The following is a 20309-nucleotide window of genomic DNA, read 5'->3' as shown; positions in this document are numbered from 1 at the left end:
AAGAAGCCTCAGAAACATCTGGATTATTATTGGTGTTAAGCCGCCGCTTGCACACTAGGTTATTGCGATATTTTCGATAGCGTCAAGAATTTGTTTTTAGCCAAATCATTTTCGCATTATAAATGTTTGTTATGAAAAAGACTATGTGGATTATATGGGCGGTACTAGCTGCAATATCAGCAGCACTTGTCATCGTATTGACCAAGGCGGGATTGAAGAATGTAGATTCTAGCCTTGCCTTTGCCATCCAGGCGATATTGATATTGTTGATTACCTGGTCCGTGGTGTTCTATCAGGGAAATCAAGGGGATTGGAGCTCAATAACGACTAAAGCCTGGGTATGCTTGCTTGCAGCAGGAGTATTCACCTCCCTGTCAACACTTTTCTCCTACAAGGCCCTGTCGATGGGGCGTGCATCTTACGTTGCTACCATTGAACGGTCATCATTGGTTATCGCGATTGTCCTATCGGTCATCTTTCTTCGTGAAAAGCTCACTTGGCAAATTATTGTGGGTGGCACGGTCATGATAGCAGGCGCGGTCCTGATTGCCCTTTCAGACCCGGGTGATTGACCCATCAGGCCTTAGTTAGTAAAATAAATCATTACCTAAAAAACTTTTCAACGTTACATTAAAACTTATAGTTGCTTTTAATGTTAGCATGATTAGGGGTAACACTAACAAGTAATTCTATGTTAACAAAAAATCAGGCACCTAAGCGGGGAGTTGACAGCCAATCGATCTGCTTCACTATTAATGGGAGAAGAGAGTCCATCTCCATCGAGCCTTGGGTAAGTTTATTGGACTGCCTAAGAGACCATTTAAACCTGACCGGATCTAAGAAGGGATGTGATCACGGCCAATGTGGTGCCTGCACGATAATTTGCGATGGCAAGCGAATATTGAGCTGCCTTAGCCTTGCCGTGATGAAAGATGGGGCTGAAATTACGACCATTGAGGGCATCGCGAAAGGTGATGAGCTTCATCCTTTACAACAGGCTTTCATTGACCATGACGCTTTTCAATGTGGCTATTGTACACCTGGACAGATATGCAGTGCCATTGGCCTACTAAAAGAGGGAAAGGCCAATTCCAGAACAGAGGTAAAGGAAATGATGAGCGGCAATCTCTGCCGTTGCGGTGCAAATGTCGGAATAATTGATGCGATCATGCAGGTTAAGGATGGAGGCGGCCATGAATAGCTTTGAATATAAACAGGCCAAAGATATCCCTGAGGCATTAAGTCTGGCCAGGGCAGATGGAACGACAACATTTGTCGCTGGTGGGACGAACTTATTAGACCTATGGAAATATAATATCACCAATCCATCTCAGCTTATCGACATTAACCACCTTACGGAACTCTCAGAAATTAGGCTGCTTGAGGATGGCGTACTCATGATAGGTGCGGGCGTCAGGAATGCAGAAACTGCCTACCATCCTATAGTTGAACAAAATTATCCCTTGCTTTCTCGGGCAATCTTGGCCGGTGCGTCTCCGCAGATTCGAAACATGGCTACAAACGGAGGTAATCTATTGCAACGAACACGATGTTATTATTTCTATGACCACGAGGTTCCCTGTAATAAAAGAATTCCAGGATCTGGTTGCCCAGCGATGAGCGGGTATAACAGAATGCATGCCATTTTAGGAACAAGTGAACATTGTATAGCAGTCTTTCCCTCTGATATGTGTGTGGCATTAGCTGCATTGGATGCAGTTGTAAACGTCACTGGACCTGAAGGTAATCGGAGCATTGCCTTTGCTGATTTCCATCGACTGCCGGGAGACACGCCCCACTTGGATAACAACTTAAAAGAAGGTGAATTAATAACGGCTATTAAAGTGCCTGAAAAAGGTTTTGCAACGAATTACGCTTATCTAAAACTCCGTGATAGACATTCTTATGCCTTTGCCCTGGTTTCGGTAGCCACAGGATTGGCCCTTGATGGTAATAGAATTCTAGAGGCCAGGATTGCCCTTGGTGGTGTAGCACACAAACCTTGGCGGTCTTTATCCGCTGAGGCATTTTTAAAGGGCAGGGAGGCAAATGCTGAAAATTTTGCAGGTGCGGCAGATCTTATCCTAAAGGAGGCAAAAGGATTCGGGCACAACGATTTCAAGATCAAGCTTGCCAAAAAGGCAATTATCAGGAATGGCTTAATGGCCCTGAAGCCTGAGTCACAACTGCCCGGTGCACAGCCATCTGCTTAAAATCCAACATACAGATATATTGATATGGGAATAGACAAAATTGTAGGCAAACCGATCAGCCGACTAGAGGGCAGGGAAAAGGTGACTGGTATGGCAAAATATGCGGCTGAATATCAGGCCGACAACCTACTTCATGGATACGTTGTTAGCAGCCCAATCACCAAAGGTAGGATTATTGACATTGATATCACCAAAGTGATCGATATACCGGGCGTTGTCGAGGTCATCTCTCATAAAAATCGCCCAAAATTAGCATGGTTCGATCTACAGTATACGGACATGGATGCCCCACCTGGTACGGTCTTTAAACCGTTATATGATGAAAACATCCTGTACAACGGTCAGCCAATCGCACTAATCATCGCCAAAGATTTCGAAACGGCAAGGTATGGCTCAACCCAGATCATTTTCAAGTTTGAGGAGCAAGATTTTCAAACGGTCCTGAAGGATAACCTTACAAGGGCAAGACCTGCTAAAAAGGGTTTTGCAACAGCATTGAAACCACCTCCCCCTCCCCCTACGGGAGACTTTGAAAATGCTTTTGAAAATGCTGCAATTAAGGTTGAATCTGAATTTCAGCATGGTACCGAACACCACAATCCTATTGAGCTTTTCGCGACAACAACAATATTTGAGGGAAACGGAAAACTAACGATCTATGATAAGACACAGGGCACTATTAACAACCAACTTTTTGTAGCGAATCTTTTTGGGCTTCGCTACAAGGATGTCAGGGTACTGGCGCCTTTTGTCGGGGGTGCGTTCGGCTCAGGACTTCGTCCCCAATATCAGCTTTTTCTCTGTGTAATGGCCGCACTTCACCTTAAACGTAATGTGCGTGTGGTGCTAGACCGGAAGCAGATGTTCTCATTCAGTCATCGCCCGCCGGCAATCCAAAAGTTGCGATTCGCATCAGATATAAATGGCAGGATAACAGCCCTTGGCCATGAGGTTTTCGCAGAGACCTCAAACTTCGAGGATTATACAGAGCCCACAGCTTCGTGGAGTCACCGCCTTTATGCTGCGCCGAATACATTATTTGAACATCACCTTATTCCATTGGATGTTTATACGCCAATGGACATGCGGGCCCCAGGAGGAAGTACAGCCCTGCATGCTATTGAGTGTACAATGGATGAGCTATCCTATAAACTCAAGATCGATCCGCTTGATCTGCGCTTAATTAACTACTCGGACATGGACCCATCGGCAGAAAAGCCCTATACAAGCAAGGCGCTCCGGGCATGTTATCTCGAAGCCGCCGAAAAATTTGGATGGGATAAACGCTCGCCAGAGCCTGGAAGTATGGCCCGAGGGAATAAGTTGGTAGGTTATGGAATGGCAACGGGAATTTGGGATGCCTTTCAGTTTCCGGCACGAGTGGAGGCAATGATCAGCGCGGATGGAAAACTTATACTAAACAATGCCACAACAGATATTGGAACCGGGACATTGACCATAATGACCCAAATCGCGGCAGATGAACTTGGCCTTAACATAGCAGACGTAGATTTTCGTTACGGAGATAGCAAAAAGCCCTTTTCAATGTTTCAGGGCGGTTCTGCAACAACCTCCTCAACAGGAGTGGCAATCGTAATCGCAGCTAGGGCGCTTAGAAAAAAGCTGGTGAGGAAAGCTGGTGAGATGAAAGACTCCCCTTTTAAAAATGTAGCAGCCGAACAGGTTGTTTTCAAAGGGGGGAACTTGCTTTTAAAAGAAGACATGAAAACATTTATCTCCCTAAAGGAGATTATTGCATTTAACGCAGGACGCCCAATAAAAACCACCAACATGGGTAAGCCACATGTGCTAAAGCTCAGAAAATATAGTCTGGCTACCCATAGTGCATCTTTTGTCGAGGTCGAGGTAGACAAGGACCTGGGTGTAGTTACGGTAACCAGGGCCGTTACTGCCGTAGCGGCAGGAAAGATCATCAACCCGAAAACGGCAAGGAGTCAAATTCTCGGATCGATGATCTGGGGTATCAGTAAGACGCTGCACGAGGAAACCATTATGGACGCCAGACTAGGCAAATATATCAATGCAAACCTGGGCGAATACCATATACCCGTGCATGCGGATATAGGAGAACTTGAGGTGATCTTCACAGAGGAGAAAGATGACCTAATAAATGAAATTGGAACAAAGGGTGTGGGAGAAATCGGCCTTGTTGCAATGCCTGCAGCAATTTCAAATGCCATTTATCATGCAACGGGTAAACGTATCAATAAACTACCGATACATTTCGATGAGCTATTTTAAAAATAGCATTGGACAGATTAATCATTCATGGGATAGCATTTGGGGATGAACTGATTGAGCAGCAAAATCTTTATGGTTATAGGATGTCAAGGATAGACGACATCCCTCCCATTTTGATTAATATGGGGGAGGATGATTAAGATGCTGGAGAATTTAACAAGCATGGCCTACCCCCTTTGCCCTTGCGCCATGTATTTGATCTGACCGAGAAACGTGTCAGAAAATTACCTTCCTATTGGGAAGTGTTCAATGATTTTAAACAGGGATTGGTATATTGCTGAAATTTAACAATTGGGACAATGAAAGAGATTTCAGATATTTTGAGAGCCTACCATAAAGCCGTAAGCGGAACACTCCGGATGGCGCTGGCAACGGTTGTCAAGGTAGAGGGGTCTTCATACAGACGGCCTGGCGCCAGAATGCTTATTACGGAAGATGGCATATTAACCGGTGCCATTAGCGGTGGTTGCCTGGAGGGAGATGCGCTGCGAAAGGCGCTTTCAGCAATCTATCAACAGGAGAATAAGCTGGTCGTCTATGATACAACTGATGAGGATGATGCAAAATTTGGGGTACAACTTGGCTGCAATGGCATTGTACACATTCTATTTGAACCCATTTTAGTCGGCGAAAGGCTTAATCCTATTGAATTGTTGATGGCGGCCAACGGCAAACGGGAAGACTGCGTAGTGGCAACGCTCTTCTCAATTGAAAACAAGAACCAACCTGGTACGGTAATGTCCTTTATAGGCGATAATGTTCTAGAAAAAGTATCTTCTGAGATTTCCGGTTCATTAAAGAATGATGCTTTCGATGTGCTGAAGCTAAAAATATCGCGATTTGAAACCTATTCGATCGAGGGGAGTGAATATGAGGCCTTTCTGGAGTTTATTCCTCCCCCATTACGCTTGATTATCGCAGGAGCGGGAAACGATGCCCAGCCATTATCATCCATAGCGAATACCTTGGGCTGGGAAACCATCATTGCAGACGGCAGACCTGCACATGCAACGACACAACGTTTTCCATGTGCGAACCACGTCCTTATAGCCAACCCGGGGGAACTTGTAAGGCAGGTTGATATTGACGCCCATACGGCATTTGTACTGATGACCCATAACTATAATTATGATCTGGATCTGCTAAAGAGGTTAATCCCAACTCAGGTGTTATACATCGGCACCCTGGGGCCAAAAAAGAAGCTGATCAGGATGCTTGATGAACTGGCATTGAATACGGTGGAAAATCAGGAGAGGATACACGGCCCAATTGGATTGGATATCGGCGCTGAAACTGCAGAAGAAATCGCAGTCGCCATTGTTGCAGAAATCAAGGCGGTTTTTTCCGGTGCATCTGGCATCCGGTTAAAGAATAAAAAAGAGCCGATACATATCCATAATCAAGGATGAAAACAGGAATAATTATATTAGCCGCAGGAAGTTCCTCGAGATTGGGCAGGCCGAAACAGCTTCTAGACTTTAATGGAAAACTACTGATAGATATTGTATCCCAAGCGGCTATAAAAGCCAATTTGGGCCCAATTATTGTCGTATTGGGGGCACACAGCTCCCTACTCATCAAAAAACTGAACCTAGATTATATCATTAACGATAACTGGGTGGAGGGAATTTCGTCAAGTATTGCCACAGGGCTATTGCATATATTAAAAGTGAATGCGAAATTAGAAAATATAATCCTATCCGTTTCTGATCAACCATACATCAGTACTGCTATATTTGAAACGCTCCTTGAGCAAAAGAAGAAAACAGGGAAAGGTATAATTGCCAGTTGCTATTCAGGGATATCCGGTACGCCGGTATTGTTTGATAAAAGATACTTCGCTGCATTACTGGCTTTAAAGGGTGATAGTGGCGCAAGAGCGATTTTACTTGATAGTTCAGCGGATATGGAAACGATTGATTTTCCATTGGGCCAACTGGATGTAGATACACAGGAAGATTATAATAAATTAACTAAAGAACAATGATAGCAGATTCCTTTGGGCGTGTACATGATTACTTAAGGATATCCTTAACGGATAACTGTAATTTCCGCTGTTTCTACTGCATGCCGGAAGAAGATCATGATTTTACACCCGCATCAAGATTAATGCAGACAGATGAAATTATTAAGCTGGCGAAAATATTTGTTGATCAGGGCGTAAGGAAGATACGTTTGACCGGAGGTGAACCTTTGGTAAGGAAAGATGCTGCGGCCATTATCTCAGCATTGGGAAAGCTTCCTGTAGAGCTGGTGATTACCACAAACGGGACCAGAATAGCTGAAATGCTACCCATCTTAAAGGAAGCGGGTATTAAGAGTATAAATATCAGTCTGGATACACTTCAGCCAGAAAAGTTCCTGCTCATCACCCGACGCGATGTGTTTCATCAGGTTCGCAGTAATATCGAATTGCTGCTTCAGGAGAGAATCAGTGTCAAGATAAACATGGTTGTGATGAAAGGGCTGAATGATGGCGAAATACGGGATTTCATAGACTGGACAAAACATAACACTATTCAGGTCAGATTCATTGAGTTTATGCCTTTTACGGGCAATAAATGGACCAGCAATAAGTTATTTTCCCTAAAAGAAATCTTAAACAGGATCGAAAGGGATTTTACGGTTCTACCCGTTGAGGGAACACCTCACGATACGGCAAAACATTTCATGATTCCAGGCCATGAGGGCTCATTTGCAATTATCAGTACAATGACAGCACCGTTTTGCAGTACATGTAACCGCATGCGACTGACTGCTGATGGTAAGCTAAAAAATTGCCTTTTCTCTAATGGGGAAACAGACCTACTTTCTGCACTTAGAAACAACGAAGAAATTTTGCCGCTTATCAGGGCATCTATCATGAGTAAGAAGAAAGAATTGGGCGGGCAATTGATTACCGACTTTGAGCATATTGACCCAGGGGCGATCAAAAACCGAAGTATGATTACTATAGGAGGCTAGAGGACATGATTAGCGTACAAGAGGCCCAAGGTCTCATTTCCGAAAACGTTTACCCGCTTAGCCCAATAAGGCTGTTACTACATCAGCTTTGCGGTCATGTGCTGGCTGAGGATGTTTTCTCCCATTACGACATTCCGGCGTTCAGACAATCATCAATGGACGGTTATGCATTCAGCTTCGATAAAAAGTTAAGTGAATTAATTCTGGTTGGTGAAATGGCCGCTGGCACAGGTCACCATCTAGAAATAAAATATGGAGAGACCAGCCGTATATTTACCGGGGCTCCGCTTCCCGAGGGCGCCGATACCGTTGTGATGCAGGAAAAAATCGATAAATCCGACAACAGGATCACGCTAGATGATCCCCAACTTTCAGTCGGAAAGAATGTTCGGGAGAAAGGTTCGGAAATAAGGGCAGGTGAATTGGCCATGCAGAAAGGTGATTTAATTGGCCCTGCTGCGATCGGTTTTCTTGCAGGAATCGGTATCACCGAAGCTGAAGTTTATCCGATGCCAAAAGTAGCTATTATTCTTACTGGTAACGAATTGAAACAACCCGGCACACCATTGGATTTCGGTCAGGTTTATGAATCCAATTCATATTCCCTATCTGCTGCAATGAAAATTCAGGGAATTACGGACATTGAACTTTTTTGGGTGGTCGATGAGATAGATAAATTGACAGACACCTTAAGTAATGCTTTAGTTAACAATGATGTTGTCCTACTCACGGGAGGGGTTAGTGTTGGTGATTATGATTTTGTTATTGAGGCATCCAAGAATTGCGGAATCGAACAGATCTTTCATAAAGTGCGACAGAAACCGGGCAAACCGCTATTTTTCGGCACCAGGGAAAATAAGCTCATTTTTGGACTGCCTGGGAATCCATCCTCAGTTTTGAGTTGTTATTATAATTATGTTTTACCGGCTTTAGCAGGATTGGCCTGCAAAGAGAACTCCCTAATAACTGTAAAGGCAAGTTTGAGCTTCGGCTATCAAAAACCGGCAGGCCTTGCTCATTTCTTAAAGGGTATCTATGAAAATGGTATGGTGAGGCCATTGAACGCCCAAGAATCTTATCGCCTGAGCTCCTTTGCGCAATCGAATTGTCTAATCTGTTTAAGTGAGACACAACAAACTTTTAACCAAGGTGAGGGTGTTGATGTTCTGCTCCTACCCCAATAGCCCATGCAAGAAAGTTTTTTACTGTTTTACATCCTACTCTTCATCGTGGCCTTTCTTTATGCCTCGGTCGGTCATGGAGGTGCAAGCGGCTATCTGGCGCTAATGGCTATTTTTGCAATCTCACCTGCCGTTATGAAGCCAACCGCTCTGCTATTAAATCTTTTTGTTTCCTCTACCTCATTCATTCAATTTTACCGGGGAGGACATTTTAAATGGAAAATGTTCTGGCCTTTTGCCGCGGCCTCAATCCCACTATCCTTCATGGGCGGTACTATGGCTATTGAAAGTGCGGCCTATAAAAAGATATTGGGGGTCTTGCTTCTAATTCCGGTAATCCGATTTTTCTTCTTTGAAGATACAGATCCGAAAGATTTTAATAAGGCCAGTATCCCGCTCTCCCTGGTCATCGGCGGAACAATTGGTTTACTATCGGGTATGATCGGCATCGGTGGGGGAATTATACTCTCTCCAGTGATATTGTTGCTGAAATGGGCCGATCAAAAAAAGACTGCAGCCATTAGCGCAGCCTTTATTTTCGTCAATTCGCTAGCAGGTTTAGCTGGGCAGTTAATCAAGGGACTTTATTTCAATGCCGACATGCTCACTTTTGTGTCCATCGCATTCTTAGGCGGGATATGCGGCGCTTATTTTGGTGCGTTGAAGTTTCCTCAAGCCGTACTGAAGAACGTATTGGCCTGCGTGCTCGCCTTGGCCGCTTATAAATTATTATTTACACAGGCATAAATGAGATACATTCTTCCTATTCTTCTTTTCTTAAATCTTGTCGCCAAAGCGCAGGAAAGCAAACAATTTGTTGTCGATGGAAAAGTAAAGAACAAGTCAACATTTGATTTGGGATCATTGACACAGTACAAAACGGTCAGCCTGGATAGTATGGTAATTTTCGATCACCTCTTACAGCGTAAGAGCAGTATCAAGAACATCAAAGGTGTTGCCCTGAAAGATATCCTATCGAATATAATCATTGATGAACCGTCCCCAAAAAGACTGAGCGAGTATTATCTGGTCTTCACTGCATCAGATAACTACAAGGTCGTTTTTTCATGGAACGAAATCTTTAATGCTAAAGATGGGAACAATATATTGATACTGATAAGTTTTGATACCGATCCGAAAAAATCGGAGAAGGGGAATATAGCAATGATTTCTACAGGTGACCTGGCAGCTGGGAGACGATTTGTTAAAGGGTTAAATAAAATAAGTATTTTGCAGGCAAATTAGAATGGAAATAGAACTAGTAACCTTCGGAAAAATATCAGAACTTATACCAAATCAAAAGATTGAAGTAGAAGCGTCAAACACAGATGAATTGCAGACAAATCTGGAACAATTATTTCCAAATCTTGCGAGCATGAAATATAAACTTGCCCTGAATAAGGACATTGTTCAATCAACCCAGGAATTAAGGAACAATGATATTATTGCGATAATGCCACCATTTTCTGGAGGATAAAAATGAGATACAACAACGAACGATATAGCAGGCAACTCATTTTGCAGGGATTTGGGGAACCGGCACAGAGTCGGCTTGCCGATGCCCGTGTGCTCGTGATCGGGGCCGGAGGCTTGGGCTGTCCCGCCCTACAATACCTTGTCTCCTCCGGTGTCGGATCGATTGGAATTATCGATGATGATATTGTTTCTGTATCCAACCTCCACAGGCAAGTGCTCTTCACCACCGATGATATTGGGCGTTTAAAGGTAGAGGTTTCAAGCGAGCGCCTACAAAGAATCAATCCCGAAGTTGATATCACCATCTACCCTTTTAAGATCGATAGCAGTAATGTCATTGAAGTACTAAATGGATATGATTTTATTTTCGATGGATCAGATAACTTTACCGCCAGGTATTTGGTTAACGATGCAAGCACGCTGCTGAAAAAACCACTTATCTTTGCAGCGGTATCGGGCTATGAAGGTCAGCTGGCAATATTCAACATTGCCGGCGAAAGAGATGAGCGCACCAACTATCGCGATCTGTTCCCCATACAGCCGAAAGACGGTGAGATTCTAAATTGCGCTGAAAATGGAGTTCTGGGTGTTCTACCGGGGATTATCGGAGCTATGGCCGCCGGAGAAATTATCAAGCTGATTACGAAGATTGGCAGGCCGTTGATTAACACATTAAGGCATTACAATTTATTGAGTGGCGAACAATACGAGATGAATATAAGCCCCGGCGCTAACTATACCCTGCCAAAAACCAAAGCGGAACTATCTTCAATTCAGTACGGGGATGTAGACCAGGATGCTGAAAACTATACTGAAATAAGCGCCATCGATCTGAAATCGTTACGGGAACAATCCACGACATTGGTCATTGATGTAAGGGAGCGGCACGAGTATCCCAAATTACATGATAAAGAAATTCTGCCGGTGCCATTATCAGAACTGGAATCACTACTGGCAAAGGATATCAGCGAGCAGAACATCGTTTTTTTATGTCAGCATGGTATCAGAAGTGCAACAGCGGCTGAATTATTTAATGAAAAATATGGCGATCTTAAAAACATCTACAGCGTGAAGGGTGGAATTACAAAATGGAGCAATTATTTTTAAGCAACCTGGTATGAGCGACAAAAAAATCAAGAATATATTCGTAAATGGGCCAATAGCACCCGAATTTATCGCCAAAAGCATTAGTAATCATAGCTCGAAGACCGGTATTGGTGGGCACAGTATCTTTATGGGACAGGTGAGAAAGGATGAGATTGATGGCAAAACAGTTTCGGCAATTGATTACACGGCGTTTGAGGAGCTGGCGTTGGATAAGATGCAGGACATCAGGGAGGCTATTTTCAATAAGTATCCACTTAGCTGCATGCATGTCCACCATAGTTTGGGAACCATTTATGCAGGGGAGATCTGTCTGTTTGTGTTTACTTCGTCAAAACACAGAAAACCGGCAATTGATGCCTGCGATGAGATTGTTGAGCGCATAAAATCAGCACTTCCAATTTGGGGAAAGGAAATATTTGCTGATGATACGCATCGATGGAAGGAGAATCAATAAAATGGTAAATATTACAAGAAAATCAAGTACCTTAAGGATTGCTATTGCAAGTGCAACGGTAAAAGTATCACGGCGGGAAACCATTGACGCGGTCCTACAAAGGAAGATACCAAAGGGTGACGTTTTCGAGTTTGCCAGGGCCGCAGGTTTGTTCGGCGTTAAAAGGACTAGTGATGTAATCCCGGATTGTCATCCCTTACCAGTGGAATACACATCAATAACCTATGATGTTCAGGACTTAAGCATACTCATTACAGTTGAGGTGCATACCATTTATAAAACAGGGGTTGAGGTTGAGGCCATGCATGGTGCATCTGTAACGGCCTTGACGATATACGATATGCTAAAGCCAATTGATAAGGGCGTGGAGATCCAAAATATCCGACTGGTTGAAAAACACGGTGGAAAATCGGATATAAGGAAGTTAACCTACCCTGAGCTAAGTGCAGCAGTCGTTGTATGTTCTGACTCCGTTTACCAAAAAACAACGGAGGATCGCTCAGGCAGAGCCATTATTGCCAGCCTCGAAAACTTTGGAATTGCCACGAAAAGGTATGAAATCGTTCCTGATGAAATCGAGCTGATCAGAGCCAAGGCTATTGAACTGAGTAATGCAGGGTATAGCCTACTCCTGTTCACGGGAGGCACGGGTCTTTCTCCAAGGGACGTAACGCCCGAAGCCGTTGAACCACTGATCGACCGTAATATTGAGGGTATTATGGAAACCGCTCGCAGATATGGACAGGAAAGAATGCCCTATGCCATGTTATCACGAGGTATTTCAGGCTTTATAAAGGATACATTGGTCCTTACACTTCCAGGGTCAAAAAATGGTGTGACTGAATTTATGGATGCATTATTCCCTCAGGTTTTACACTTATTTGATGTAAAGGGAGGGCAAAAGCATTAGTTTGATGCTTGGTTTAGGATGCATCTACAATTTGATTGCCCACTGTTTAAGTGGATAATCGGAAAGGGAAAGTATCTGGCCAGCTTTATATTTCATTTGAAATGGATAAATTTATCATTGAAGTGACGGACGTTATCGAAAATAGGGCTTCTGAAAACGGTGGTTATTGAAATTGAAAGTTATGATCATTACAACCTAGTTAAAACTTCCATGTGGATATTTTTGGAATACACTCGAACTTAACCACTTATAAATCAAATTTTTGAAAACCTTTTGTACTTGTACTTGTCATCATTATACAAATATGTAATCAGGAAAATTATGGAAGACAGTAAAAATGATAATGATATTCTTAGAGATATCAAGGAGGTTCATCAAAAGATTCAGAAAGAACCCGGGCTACAATACGATCCAAGTGATGAAAGGGTATCATCTGGCGATTTGGAAGAACAAATGGAGGGAAGTGATGCTGATGGCGATGAAGCTCTCATTGACCATCCCGATCAAGACCAGAAGCGGGAAGAGCGAGACGGAGGCGACGTAGATAGTGCTTAGAATATGAAATATTCTGCGATAGGCACCAGTTATGAGCAATTACCTCGGTGATCCAATGTGATTTGGCCCGACAGGTTTTGGTGTATATATTACCACTAAGGATACAGCTCTTGAAAAATCATCGGATATGCCTTAAGTTGGTATTACAACCACAAACCACCAATCTTCATCTACAAATGGAGTTACTGCCAAGGATCCACGGGCCATTCTATGCCCTCTGTGCATCCGCCGAATTGAGGATATTACACATTTAATACCTAACATCTAGTTTCTTTCCATTTATAAACTTTTGTGAACCTTGTTTAGATCTTGAATGATGATTCCAGTGGATCAATCAAAACTATCCGCTGTATCCTAACAGATCTTCTGCAACTCCTTATTTGGCAATTTAAAAACCATTTCAGCATTTTTAGTGTCTTAAGCCTATCATAACCCACTTAAACCACCCATGAAAATAGGAGTCATTTCCCATCTAAAACATCCGATTAGTGCTCCGTTTGCCGGCGGGCTTGAGGTATTCACCCATCAGGTCACGAATGCCTTAACGGCATTGGGACATCAGGTGACCTTGTTTGCAAGTTCATCATCGGATCCAACCTTACCTCTAGAAGCTATACTTTCCGACGATCATTATGATCAGGTGAGCAGGACCAGGAAAGGACAAAGAAATCTGCCCTCAGAATACATCGCTGAGCATCATGCCTATTTTGGGCTAATGTGCAAAATTGATGCGTTGGGCCTCGATGTTATATTCAATAATAGCCTGCATTATATTCCAATCACTATGGCCAATACCATCAGAACACCCATGGTAACGGTACTACATACACCCCCCTTTTATGAGCTTGAATTGGCTATCGCAGCAGAGCGGCGACGACCTGTTATGAATTATGTGACTGTATCATATCAAAGTGCGTTCAACTGGCAAAAGCTGATAGCTGAATGTCCAGTTATCCTCAACGGGATAATGCTACAGGACTGGGACTTTTATTCTTCACCAGCTAAGGAGCAATATGCAATCTGGTTTGGAAGGATTCATCCTGATAAGGGCTTACACTTGGCCATTAAAGCTGCTAGATCAGCAGGTATAGCCCTACATGTAGCTGGAGCCATATCTGATAAGCGCTACTACGACCGAGAGATAGTGCCTATCCTTGACACAGATATTACCTTACTGGGATTGCTTAACCAAAAGCAGCTTAACCAAGAGATTGGTGAGGCAAGCGTATGTCTTATCACCCCATGTTGGCAGGAGCCTTTTGGTCTTGTAGTGGCAGAGGCTATGGCATGCGGCACACCAATAGCTGGTTTTAATATGGGGGCCCTCCCGGAATTGGTTACTGCTGAGACAGGGGTGTTGGTAGAATTTGGCAATGTGCCTGCACTGGGAAATGCCATTTGCCAGGCTATGGGCCTTGAAAGAAAAAGGATTCACCTTCATGCAGTTAATCGTTTTGATTTTCACCATATGATTGCGGCCTATGAACAGCTTCTCGAAGATATTATCGAGGAAAAGCGAAATCTTAACTATGCCATATGATGACCCAAGACAATAGCATAAATCCAGCTACGGAGTTTATCCAGCATCACTTTGAGGAGGTTTTGGATAGGATAGCTAAGCGAGCGTCAAGTACCGAAAATGACCCCTTAGGACCAAAAACCGAATTTGAGTGGCTTCGTAGTTGTGGTGCGCTTCAGTTGGTACTCCCAGGGGGCTTATTGGATTTTAATACCCCAAATATGCCTGCCCTACTCAAGTTGTTAAAGGACATCGGAAAAGCTAACCTTTCGGTGGGAAGAATTTTTGAGGGCCACATTAACACGCTCTACCTTATTCACCTTTATGCCGATGTGGCACAACAGGAGGAATGGTATAAGGGCGTGAGGGAATACGGTCACTTATTTGGCATCTGGAATACACAGGATAAAAATGGGATAACGTTGATTCCTGAAAAGAATGGATTTATCGTTAATGGATGTAAGACTTTTTGCTCAGGAGCCACCCTTGTAAACAGGGCCTTAATTACCGGCGATATCAGTTCAGCGGATCGAGAGGGTTGGCAGATGGTCATCTTGAACATGGATAGCCTGGCTGATGATCGGATCGATCGTGAAAGCTGGAAGCCCTTGGGCATGAAAGCCTCTGGCAGTTATAAGGTGGACTTTTCGGGTTATCAGCTGCGAGGCGAAGAGTTCCTAGGTTGCCCCGGCATATACCTCAATCAACCTTATTTCAATGGGGGAGCTATGCGGTTTTCCGCTGTTCAACTGGGCGGAGCAGAAGCCATCGCAGAAGCCACGATTGCCTATTTAGATGAGCTTTGCAGAATGGGAGATCCGTTTCAGCAATTACGGCTCGCCAATATGATGTCTGCAGTTGTGAGTGGCAGGCTCTGGCTCGAAAAGGCTGGGCAATATTATGATAGTTGGGCAGATGGAGGCGAACATAATGAGGAGCTCATTGCCTTTGCAAACATGACTAGGGTAAATATTGAGGAAATTTGCCTAAAAGTAATGGATGACGCTAATCGTTCCGTTGGGGCAAGAGGCCTCATGGAACCTTATTCCCTGGGTAGAATCTTCCGTGACCTAAGTTTTTACCTGAGACAGCCAGCACCCGATGCAACTAGATTAAAGGTAGGCGAATTTTTCACAAAATATCCTGCAGCATTTGATGAACACATTTGATAAGATCGGATTCTGGCAAAATGCTATTCCGGTTCTGGGCACTGAATTGGAACACATTAAACGCTGCCTGGTTATGGTGCCACATCCCGACGATGAGTCATTGGCCTGCGCTGGTCTGATTGCTACCCTCATTGGGAACGGCGCCTTGGTAACCATCATCCTAACAACAGATGGAAGCAGGTCACATCCAAACTCAAAGCGATACCCACCAGATAAACTTGCTCTTCTACGTATAGAGGAACTAAGGCTGGCCATGGATCTGCTTGGACTTGGGGCGGATGCGCTCCGCTGTTATGGGGCGGTAGATGCCAGTATGCCCTCTCAGGGCTTGGATGGATTTGACGAATTGGTCACTCGGCTAAAGGCTGACTTGATTCTAATTCAGCCAGACCTTATTCTGGTACCCTACGAACTCGATCCACACTGCGACCATAGGGCTACTCATCAGTTACTTATCTCCGCCCTGGAGCAGGCACGGATCCCCCGTCCAAGAATTTGGGAATATCCGATATGGCTTTACGAGAATGCGATGGCCAGTGATATCCCAGACTTGATTGCCGGAGAACTACTAGCGCTAGACGTGGCAAAATACCTTAACCTTAAAGTTGAATGTATCCAGGCGCATATCTCGCAGACTACACGCTTTATAGACGATGATCCTGATGGATTTATACTATTGCCGGAGGTTATCGCGAATTTTACACAGCAAAAAGAATATTTTATGGAGAGGAAAAAAATTAATCCCAGCGAAACGCTCCCTAAGGGTTATTTCGAGGAGTTGTACCAGAAAGACACAGATCCATGGGACTTTGAGAAAAGCGAATATGAAGATGCGAAATACCGCTCTACGTTGGCAGCTATACCACCTGGGAACTACTCCAGGGCATTGGAGATTGGTTGTTCAATAGGTGTATTTACCAGGTTGTTGGCGGATCGATGTAAACAATTACTGGCGATGGATATCAGTGAAACAGCACTCGATCTTGCCCGCAAGCGATTGTCAAAATCCACCAATGTAGAATTTTTACTCGGTGGCATCCCTCAGGATTTTCCCTCTGGTGAGTTCGAACTAATTGTCATGAGCGAGGTCGGCTATTACCTCTCTATCGAAGATCTGCTAATTGTAGGGGAACAGATCGTGAAAAGCCTGAGCCGAGGCGGCATACTAATCTTGGTTCACTGGACACATTTTGTAGCAGACTATCCACTGACTGGGGACCATGTACATGATTTTTTTAATGATCTAGGGATGCCGCACCTAGATGTTAAAAGGCATGAGCACTATCGCTTGGACGTATATAGAAAACCATAGGATATGTCATTTACGATCGCCTTTTATGTCCATCACCATGGGTCGGGCCATTTAATACGCACATTAAAGATAGCTACCCAACTTACGGAATATTCTGTTATCCTCTTGGGAAGTGAGCTGAACAACACTGTTCATCCGCTACCAGAAAACGTAACCTTAATCCATCTTCCACCAGATTTTACAGATCAGGAACTACCCATAGGTAACACTCCAGATACCTTTCACTATGCACCTATTGGACTTTCGGGCATTCGGGAGCGCATGTCCATCATGGCGGATCTCTTCAGGCGAATCTCCCCTTTAATACTTGTTGTCGATGTTTCTGTTGAGGTTGCCTTATTCGCAAGGCTCTGCTCTGTACCCACAGTTGTTATCCGACAACACGGAATACGAGATGACCTGCCCCATTTAATGGCCTACCAAAGTGCGGCCTTAATTATAGCGCCGTTTGCTAGGGCAGAACATCTTGGATCGGAGGATTGGATCTACAGCAAAACAGTTTTTACTGGGGGATTTTCCAGGTTTGACCACATACTAGATCAGTCATCTGAGGTTAGGGGCCAAGTTGGGGTGCTCATCGGCAGTGGTGGTTCTTCCATCAATGCCGAGCTGATCGAAAGCATTGCTGAAAAACTCCCAAATCATATTTTCCATGTCCTGGGCTTGGATAGAAACGAAATTTCAAATCCCAACGTTTACTGGCACGGTCGATTATTATCGCCTGAAAGCATATTGAGATCCTGTCAGTTCATTATTGGAAATACGGGACACAACACCGTAATGGAGGTGGCATCTCTCAATAAACGCTTTTTGGGAATCCCCGAAATTCGTCCTTTCGACGAGCAGCTCGAAAAAGCACGGGCGATTCAGGAGAGGGAGGGCATCAAGATTATTGGCCTGGCGGATCTAGCTGACCAAGACTGGCCTGTTATTTTCCAGGAACTGGAAAGTGAAACACCAGACTGGCAAGGTGTCACGGATGCTGAGGGAGCTTATCGCATGGCCAAGGCGATCATCGATACAGCTGGAGAACTTTTTAATCCCTAGGTTTTTTTTGATTGCTCAATCTCCCCAATATTAGGCAAGCGATTTATCTGTATGCTATCCGTACCAAAAGTAATCAAGCCCATTTTTGCAAAAGCCCTTAACCAACCTTCCATAGGCCATCTATTCCATTTTAGAAAAAATTTGCCTGCGTTGTCCACAATATCGATGAAATGGTTGAGCGGAGGGGCATAGCCATCATGATATTGATGATAGGCGACTGCATCAATCCTTGTCATTCCCATTCCAAGCGCCCTTGCCATAAAGGCAAAATCAGTATCCTCGCCACCATATCCTGTAAAAGCCTCATCAAATCCGCCAATTCTATGATAATCATTGGCAGAACAGGAAAAGTTTAGTGACCAGAAAAGTTCATGGGGCAAATGACCGAGATTGGATCTGACTGGATCAGGACCACTCATCTCATTCAGCCTGTCGCAAAATCCATCTACATCCGTTGCGCCTTTTTTAAGGTAGCGTACTATCCCATTATTCAAAAACCCCGCCTGGCATTTGACGGAATACAACTCAATAAGATCAGGTGCAGGTATACAATCTACGTCCAGAAATACAAGTTGGACAGCTCTGGCATTTTTTGCTCCAAGATTTCTGGCAGCTGCTAATGGCAAGGTAGCGGAATGGTTAAGAATCAACTGATTTATTGGAAATGGAGCCTCTGGTAATTTCCGCACCGGTTCATTCATAAGTATGATGACCAGTTCGCTTGGAAGTTGTTTATTATGCGATAAACCCAAGATCAACTGAACAAGTGCACGCTCTCTTCCGCGAACTATGGTAATTACTGAAATATCCATTAGATTAAGTCAACAGGTATAATGGCATTGATCAACGCACTTGGCTTGGTAGTGGTGCGCTTAGAAAAATATGCCCTAAAATCCTCTATAGCAACCGAAATAGGCTGTAAACTTACAAAACTGGGTTGCAACTGAACCAACTGCAGTTCTATCTTCTCCCATAAGGACTCAAAATAAGCGCTTGTGGTGAGCATCATATAAAGCTCCTCGCCATCACACTGTAACTTAAAGGCAAGCGCGTTAATTTCCAACAATACATCCCTGCCAGCAATTATAGCCAACCATAACTTGCGAAGATCATGCTTAAGACCCAATTGGAGATAAACGCTCTGAAGTGATTCTACCATTTGCTGTTCCTTGTTCAAGCTCATATTCGTCCATTGTTGTAATTGTACCGAAAACCCAAAATCTACTCTTCCTACAAGTCTAGAAGATGTATAGATCCGGACATTTGGCGCATGCCTTATCTTTGCATCGATACGCTTGAGGGCCTTTCGAAACTCCTCGTCCTCTAAATATGGAATGGCAGGAAGCCTACCCGCCCGGTCATAGATATCACAGGTAACAGCAAGGCTTGGCCCATAACATTGGAAATGTCTGGGCCAGGGATTAGATTGGCAAGGATCTAGCTCGGCCTCCAATCGCGTTCGAAGAAAACGATAGGCGACATCCCTTAAGTGGTGTATTCTCGATAAGATTGGCGTTGCTCGTGGCAGAATTCTACCACCGACAACATCCACTCCCTTATCCATTTCCGAAATTATATGATAGATCCATTGCGAATCTACCTCACTATCTGCATCGGTAGAGACAATTATCCCCCTATACCCCGCTATGAAACTTAAGCGTTTATAGGCTGCATCCATTAAAAGGCGTCTCACCGTACCAATATGCGCTATTGACGGGGCAAGTACCACGTTCTGAATGAAAAGCCGAAAGTGGGGATATTTAGCTTGGTAGCACTGACAGATCTCAAATGTATCATCTGAACAATTGTTAGTCAAAACCAATACCTCATAGGTATTGTCAGGAATATCATTTTCATACTTATCCACTTGCATGCGTAATGCATCCAAGGTTGTCGTGATGAAATCGGCCTCGTCCTTGGCCGGAATAATAACTGATAGTCTCAATGCCGGGTGAGCAGGTTCCTCAAAACATATTTCTGCACTTAGTGGTAAATTTGCACTCATGGGGATAAAATGATCTTGGTGGTGTAATTAGAACATGATTTGGGGGATAAAGTTCTGTGAATCTCTATCTAATGAATCCCTTCGATAAGCCTAAATTAACACTTGGCAAACAGCTGATTGGATAAGGGAAGTGCG

21 protein-coding genes and 1 pseudogene are annotated in these 20309 nt (G+C 43.9%); 20 read left to right on the top strand and 2 right to left on the bottom strand.

The window, feature by feature from the left end; translation table 11 throughout:
• Nucleotides 1–131 precede the first annotated feature (131 nt).
• The 20 genes and pseudogenes from EZ449_RS13800 (at nucleotide 132) to EZ449_RS13710 (ending at nucleotide 18169) form a co-directional block, all read left to right on the top strand.
• Nucleotides 132–572, top strand: coding sequence for an EamA family transporter (locus EZ449_RS13800; protein WP_225872319.1), 441 nt, complete (start codon nucleotides 132–134; stop codon nucleotides 570–572).
• Between the two features lie 119 nt (nucleotides 573–691).
• Nucleotides 692–895, top strand: a pseudogene (locus tag EZ449_RS23395) (2Fe-2S iron-sulfur cluster-binding protein); the annotation flags it as partial.
• A gap of 30 nt (nucleotides 896–925) precedes the next feature.
• Entirely contained in the window at nucleotides 926–1201 is a 276-nt protein-coding gene (locus EZ449_RS23390; RefSeq protein WP_317130436.1) for a (2Fe-2S)-binding protein, read from the top strand.
• Nucleotides 1194–2213 (top strand): FAD binding domain-containing protein, encoded by a 1020-nt coding sequence (locus EZ449_RS13790; RefSeq protein WP_131559754.1) that lies wholly within the window; start codon nucleotides 1194–1196, stop codon nucleotides 2211–2213. Before EZ449_RS23390 ends, EZ449_RS13790 begins: the two co-directional genes overlap by 8 nt.
• Nucleotides 2214–2237: 24 nt before the next feature.
• On the top strand, nucleotides 2238–4475 hold the full coding sequence (locus tag EZ449_RS13785) for a xanthine dehydrogenase family protein molybdopterin-binding subunit (protein ID WP_131559752.1): 2238 nt from the start codon (nucleotides 2238–2240) through the stop codon (nucleotides 4473–4475).
• A gap of 299 nt (nucleotides 4476–4774) precedes the next feature.
• Nucleotides 4775–5884 carry an XdhC family protein gene (locus EZ449_RS13780; protein WP_131559750.1) on the top strand — a complete coding sequence of 370 codons (1110 nt, stop codon included), beginning with the start codon at nucleotides 4775–4777 and terminating at the stop codon, nucleotides 5882–5884.
• Entirely contained in the window at nucleotides 5881–6462 is a 582-nt protein-coding gene (locus tag EZ449_RS13775; RefSeq protein ID WP_131559748.1) for a nucleotidyltransferase family protein, read from the top strand. Before EZ449_RS13780 ends, EZ449_RS13775 begins: the two co-directional genes overlap by 4 nt.
• Nucleotides 6459–7439, top strand: coding sequence for a GTP 3',8-cyclase MoaA (moaA, locus tag EZ449_RS13770; protein WP_131559746.1), 981 nt, complete (start codon nucleotides 6459–6461; stop codon nucleotides 7437–7439). The genes EZ449_RS13775 and moaA overlap by 4 nt, the downstream gene beginning before the upstream one ends.
• Before the next feature lie 5 nt (nucleotides 7440–7444).
• Nucleotides 7445–8623, top strand: coding sequence for a molybdopterin molybdotransferase MoeA (locus tag EZ449_RS13765; RefSeq protein WP_131559744.1), 1179 nt, complete (start codon nucleotides 7445–7447; stop codon nucleotides 8621–8623).
• Nucleotides 8624–8626: 3 nt separating this feature from the next.
• Nucleotides 8627–9367, top strand: a complete 741-nt coding sequence (locus EZ449_RS13760) for a sulfite exporter TauE/SafE family protein (protein WP_131559742.1) — start codon at nucleotides 8627–8629, stop codon at nucleotides 9365–9367.
• Nucleotides 9368–9865 carry a molybdopterin-binding protein gene (locus EZ449_RS13755; protein ID WP_131559740.1) on the top strand — a complete coding sequence of 166 codons (498 nt, stop codon included), beginning with the start codon at nucleotides 9368–9370 and terminating at the stop codon, nucleotides 9863–9865. It abuts the gene before it with no gap.
• 1 nt (nucleotide 9866) lies between these two features.
• Nucleotides 9867–10097, top strand: coding sequence for a MoaD/ThiS family protein (locus EZ449_RS13750; protein ID WP_131559738.1), 231 nt, complete (start codon nucleotides 9867–9869; stop codon nucleotides 10095–10097).
• Between the two features lie 2 nt (nucleotides 10098–10099).
• The gene (locus EZ449_RS13745; RefSeq protein WP_131559736.1) at nucleotides 10100–11203 is read left to right on the top strand and encodes a HesA/MoeB/ThiF family protein; all 1104 of its coding nucleotides are present in this window, start codon (nucleotides 10100–10102) and stop codon (nucleotides 11201–11203) included.
• A 10-nt stretch (nucleotides 11204–11213) separates the two neighbouring features.
• Nucleotides 11214–11657 (top strand): molybdenum cofactor biosynthesis protein MoaE, encoded by a 444-nt coding sequence (locus EZ449_RS13740; RefSeq protein ID WP_131559734.1) that lies wholly within the window; start codon nucleotides 11214–11216, stop codon nucleotides 11655–11657.
• Complete coding sequence (moaCB, locus tag EZ449_RS13735; protein ID WP_225872318.1) at nucleotides 11626–12567, top strand: bifunctional molybdenum cofactor biosynthesis protein MoaC/MoaB; 942 nt, start codon at nucleotides 11626–11628, stop codon at nucleotides 12565–12567. Before EZ449_RS13740 ends, moaCB begins: the two co-directional genes overlap by 32 nt.
• Before the next feature lie 321 nt (nucleotides 12568–12888).
• Complete coding sequence (locus EZ449_RS13730; RefSeq protein WP_131559732.1) at nucleotides 12889–13122, top strand: hypothetical protein; 234 nt, start codon at nucleotides 12889–12891, stop codon at nucleotides 13120–13122.
• A gap of 448 nt (nucleotides 13123–13570) precedes the next feature.
• A complete protein-coding gene (locus EZ449_RS13725; protein WP_131559730.1) occupies nucleotides 13571–14662 on the top strand; it encodes a glycosyltransferase family 4 protein in 1092 nt (363 codons plus the stop codon).
• A complete protein-coding gene (locus EZ449_RS13720) occupies nucleotides 14659–15810 on the top strand; it encodes an acyl-CoA dehydrogenase family protein (protein ID WP_131559728.1) in 1152 nt (383 codons plus the stop codon). The genes EZ449_RS13725 and EZ449_RS13720 overlap by 4 nt, the downstream gene beginning before the upstream one ends.
• Nucleotides 15797–17122, top strand: a complete 1326-nt coding sequence (locus EZ449_RS13715; protein ID WP_131559726.1) for a PIG-L family deacetylase — start codon at nucleotides 15797–15799, stop codon at nucleotides 17120–17122. The genes EZ449_RS13720 and EZ449_RS13715 overlap by 14 nt, the downstream gene beginning before the upstream one ends.
• 3 nt (nucleotides 17123–17125) lie before the next feature.
• On the top strand, nucleotides 17126–18169 hold the full coding sequence (locus EZ449_RS13710) for a hypothetical protein (RefSeq protein WP_131559724.1): 1044 nt from the start codon (nucleotides 17126–17128) through the stop codon (nucleotides 18167–18169).
• On the opposite strand, the gene EZ449_RS13705 is transcribed toward EZ449_RS13710, so the two are convergent.
• Complete coding sequence (locus tag EZ449_RS13705) at nucleotides 18166–18981, bottom strand: glycosyltransferase family 2 protein (RefSeq protein ID WP_131559722.1); 816 nt, start codon at nucleotides 18979–18981, stop codon at nucleotides 18166–18168. The two genes, EZ449_RS13710 and EZ449_RS13705, sit on opposite strands and share 4 nt — an antisense overlap.
• On the bottom strand, nucleotides 18981–20174 hold the full coding sequence (locus EZ449_RS13700; RefSeq protein WP_131559720.1) for a glycosyltransferase: 1194 nt from the start codon (nucleotides 20172–20174) through the stop codon (nucleotides 18981–18983). Before EZ449_RS13700 ends, EZ449_RS13705 begins: the two co-directional genes overlap by 1 nt.
• Between the last annotated feature and the right edge of the window lie 135 nt (nucleotides 20175–20309).

The organism is Pedobacter frigidisoli (assembly GCF_004331675.1).
In the GTDB taxonomy this organism is placed as follows: domain Bacteria; phylum Bacteroidota; class Bacteroidia; order Sphingobacteriales; family Sphingobacteriaceae; genus Pedobacter; species Pedobacter frigidisoli.
This window is presented reverse-complemented; position numbering and strand designations above follow the sequence as displayed.

What these genes read in the sequence shown, in the direction of transcription:
- EZ449_RS13705 (WP_131559722.1), bottom strand. Translation starts at nt 18,981, where the DNA reads ATGGATATTTCAGTAATTACCATAGTTCGCGGAAGAGAGCGTGCACTT.
- moaA (WP_131559746.1), top strand. Translation starts at nt 6,459, where the DNA reads ATGATAGCAGATTCCTTTGGGCGTGTACATGATTACTTAAGGATATCC.
- EZ449_RS13700 (WP_131559720.1), bottom strand. Translation starts at nt 20,174, where the DNA reads ATGAGTGCAAATTTACCACTAAGTGCAGAAATATGTTTTGAGGAACCT.
- EZ449_RS23390 (WP_317130436.1), top strand. Translation starts at nt 926, where the DNA reads ATGAAAGATGGGGCTGAAATTACGACCATTGAGGGCATCGCGAAAGGT.
- EZ449_RS13730 (WP_131559732.1), top strand. Translation starts at nt 12,889, where the DNA reads ATGGAAGACAGTAAAAATGATAATGATATTCTTAGAGATATCAAGGAG.
- EZ449_RS13755 (WP_131559740.1), top strand. Translation starts at nt 9,368, where the DNA reads ATGAGATACATTCTTCCTATTCTTCTTTTCTTAAATCTTGTCGCCAAA.
- EZ449_RS13720 (WP_131559728.1), top strand. Translation starts at nt 14,659, where the DNA reads ATGATGACCCAAGACAATAGCATAAATCCAGCTACGGAGTTTATCCAG.
- EZ449_RS13800 (WP_225872319.1), top strand. Translation starts at nt 132, where the DNA reads ATGAAAAAGACTATGTGGATTATATGGGCGGTACTAGCTGCAATATCA.
- EZ449_RS13785 (WP_131559752.1), top strand. Translation starts at nt 2,238, where the DNA reads ATGGGAATAGACAAAATTGTAGGCAAACCGATCAGCCGACTAGAGGGC.
- EZ449_RS13715 (WP_131559726.1), top strand. Translation starts at nt 15,797, where the DNA reads ATGAACACATTTGATAAGATCGGATTCTGGCAAAATGCTATTCCGGTT.
- EZ449_RS13710 (WP_131559724.1), top strand. Translation starts at nt 17,126, where the DNA reads ATGTCATTTACGATCGCCTTTTATGTCCATCACCATGGGTCGGGCCAT.
- EZ449_RS13740 (WP_131559734.1), top strand. Translation starts at nt 11,214, where the DNA reads ATGAGCGACAAAAAAATCAAGAATATATTCGTAAATGGGCCAATAGCA.
- moaCB (WP_225872318.1), top strand. Translation starts at nt 11,626, where the DNA reads ATGATACGCATCGATGGAAGGAGAATCAATAAAATGGTAAATATTACA.
- EZ449_RS13775 (WP_131559748.1), top strand. Translation starts at nt 5,881, where the DNA reads ATGAAAACAGGAATAATTATATTAGCCGCAGGAAGTTCCTCGAGATTG.
- EZ449_RS13790 (WP_131559754.1), top strand. Translation starts at nt 1,194, where the DNA reads ATGAATAGCTTTGAATATAAACAGGCCAAAGATATCCCTGAGGCATTA.
- EZ449_RS13760 (WP_131559742.1), top strand. Translation starts at nt 8,627, where the DNA reads ATGCAAGAAAGTTTTTTACTGTTTTACATCCTACTCTTCATCGTGGCC.
- EZ449_RS13780 (WP_131559750.1), top strand. Translation starts at nt 4,775, where the DNA reads ATGAAAGAGATTTCAGATATTTTGAGAGCCTACCATAAAGCCGTAAGC.
- EZ449_RS13745 (WP_131559736.1), top strand. Translation starts at nt 10,100, where the DNA reads ATGAGATACAACAACGAACGATATAGCAGGCAACTCATTTTGCAGGGA.
- EZ449_RS13765 (WP_131559744.1), top strand. Translation starts at nt 7,445, where the DNA reads ATGATTAGCGTACAAGAGGCCCAAGGTCTCATTTCCGAAAACGTTTAC.
- EZ449_RS13750 (WP_131559738.1), top strand. Translation starts at nt 9,867, where the DNA reads ATGGAAATAGAACTAGTAACCTTCGGAAAAATATCAGAACTTATACCA.
- EZ449_RS13725 (WP_131559730.1), top strand. Translation starts at nt 13,571, where the DNA reads ATGAAAATAGGAGTCATTTCCCATCTAAAACATCCGATTAGTGCTCCG.